Origin of the sequence: Leucobacter sp. M11, assembly GCF_035726885.1 — a bacterium.
Classification (GTDB): Bacteria; Actinomycetota; Actinomycetes; order Actinomycetales; family Microbacteriaceae; genus JAPFRB01.
Window position 1 is genome coordinate 378,793 of sequence record NZ_JAPFRB010000002.1, and the last position, 2,192, is coordinate 380,984.

General features: G+C 68.1%; 2 protein-coding genes. Both read right to left on the reverse strand.

Annotated elements, in window-relative coordinates:
- Positions 1 to 659: ABC transporter permease (locus OOT08_RS06085; RefSeq protein ID WP_325091691.1), on the reverse strand; the 659-nt coding region annotated here is incomplete at its 3' end.
- Positions 660 to 767: 108 nt separating this feature from the next.
- The coding region (locus OOT08_RS06090) for an ABC transporter substrate-binding protein (RefSeq protein WP_325091692.1) at positions 768 to 2,192 on the reverse strand (1,425 nt) is incomplete at its 5' end.

A 2,192-nucleotide genomic window follows, 5' to 3' on the forward strand; every position in this document is an offset into this window, starting at 1 on the left:
TGGGCGCGCGCGGTGCGCAGGTAGTCGCTGCCGAGCACGTCGAGCGTCGCGGTGCGCACGTATCGGGCGAGGGACGCGCTCATCACGATGGCGATCGTGAGAATGGGCAGGGCGAGCGAGGTGAGCGCCTCGCCGGGGTGTTGCCAGTCGCCGCGGGGGAAGCCGCCCGAGGGCAGCCAGCCGAGGCCGAGCGCGAAGCACCAGACCAGCAGGATGCCGACCCAGAAGGTCGGCACGGCGATGCCGAGCTGCGCGAAGCCGGACAGGAGGGTGCCGTACCAGCGGTCCGCCTTGACCGCGGCGGTGATCCCGATCACGAGGGCCAGCACGGTGGCCAGCAGGAAGGCGAGCACCGTGAGCGGAAGCGTCACGACGAGCCGGGAGGCGATCTCGGGGCCGACGGGCAGCTGGCTGATCAGCGAGGTGCCGAAGTCGAAGCGGATGATCTGCCCGGCCCAGAGCGTGAACTGGCTGACGAGCGGCAGGTTCGAGCCCACCTGTTCCTGCGCGGCCGCGATCTGTTCCGGGGTCGCGTTCACCGAGAGGAGCGCGTTTGCCGGGTCCCCGGGCAGCAGCCGGAGCAGCACAAAGATCACGATCATGGCGACCGCGAAGGACACGACCAGAAAGCCGAGTCGGCGCGCAAGGTAACGAAGCATCAACACACATTCTACCGCGGCACAGCCCGTCGCGAGCGGACCGATGCTGCGCGTGAGCCGGGCTCACCGGCGCAGCAGCGGTCCGCTCGCCTGGGGTGTTTCTGCGGTTTAGCCCTTCACGATGTCGTAGGCGAAGAACTGCGAGTTGAGCCCGTTCACGGGGTACCCGGTCACATCGCTCGCGGAGACGACGATCTGCGGGAAGAGGTAGAGCCAGGCGCTCGCCGCGTCCTCCGCGATCTGCCGGTTCACCCGCTTCAGCAGCTCCGTCTGCGCCGCCTCGTCCGGGGCCTGCTCCGCTTCGGTCACCCAGCGCTGCACGTCGGCGTTGTCGTAACCCCAGTAGAAGTCGGGGTTGCCGTACCAGACCACGTCGCGGTCGTTCACGTGCTCCTGCAGGGTGGCCTCGAAGTCGCGCTCCTTGAACACCTTCGAGTACCACTCGTCGGCGCTGATCGTGTTGATCGTGACCGTCACGCCGACCTTGGCCAGCTCGGACTGGACGAACTCGGCGACCACGGGGTGCGGGTCGTAGCTCGGGGTGTCCAGGGTGAAGGCGAAGCCGTCGGCGTAGCCCGCCTCGGCGAGCTGGCGCTTCGCGAGTTCGACGTCGTAGGGGTTCACGCCCGTGAGGTCCTCGTACCAGGGGTCCGTCGGGGGCACCATCGAGCCGATGAGGGTGCCGTAGTCGCCCCAGACGGCGGAGAGCAGCTTCTCGGTGTCGATCGCGGAGGTGAGGGCCTTGCGCACCTTCGGGTCGCTGAAGGGCTCCACCCGGTCGTTGAAGGCGAGCACCTCCTTCGTCGTGGAGTCGCCCGCGCTGATGGTGTAGTCGGCGTTGCCCTCGAATTGGTCAAGGAGGTCCGGGCTCTGCACGCTCGTGATGAGGTCGATCTTGCCGGTCTGCAACGCGTTGTTCTGCGCGGTCGCGTCGGTGAAGTAGGAGAACTCGACGCCCGCGTTCTTCGCGGGCTCACCCCAGTAGTCGTCCCAGCGGGTCAGGGCGAGGCTGCTGCCGCGCTTCCACTCGTCCAGGGTGTAGGGGCCGGTGCCGTCCTCGGCGCTCATGAGGTCCGTCGCCTCGCTGTTCACGATCCAGACGTAGCTGAGGTTGTAGACGAAGGAGATCGAGCGGTCGTTCAGGTGGAAGACCACGGTCTGCTCGTCCGGGGTGTCGATGGTCTCGATGACCGCGAAACTGGACTTGCGCGCGGACTGCGAGTCCTCGGCGGTGACCGCCTCGATGCTGGACTTCACGTCAGCGGAGGTCAGCGCCTTCCCGGAGTGGAAGCTGACCCCGTCGCGCAGGGTCACGGTGACGGTCAGGCCGTCCTCGCTCGTCTCCACGGTCTCCGCGAGGAGGTTCTCGACCTCGCCGGAGTCGGTGAGCTTGAACAGCCCCTCGTAGACGTTCCCGGTGAGCGCCTCGGTGACGCCCTGGCCGCCGCCCGCGGTGTTGGACAGGTTGACGGGCTCGTAGAGCGAGCCGACCGCGATGACGGCCTCTGGGCCGCTCGCGCCGGAGCCGCCAGC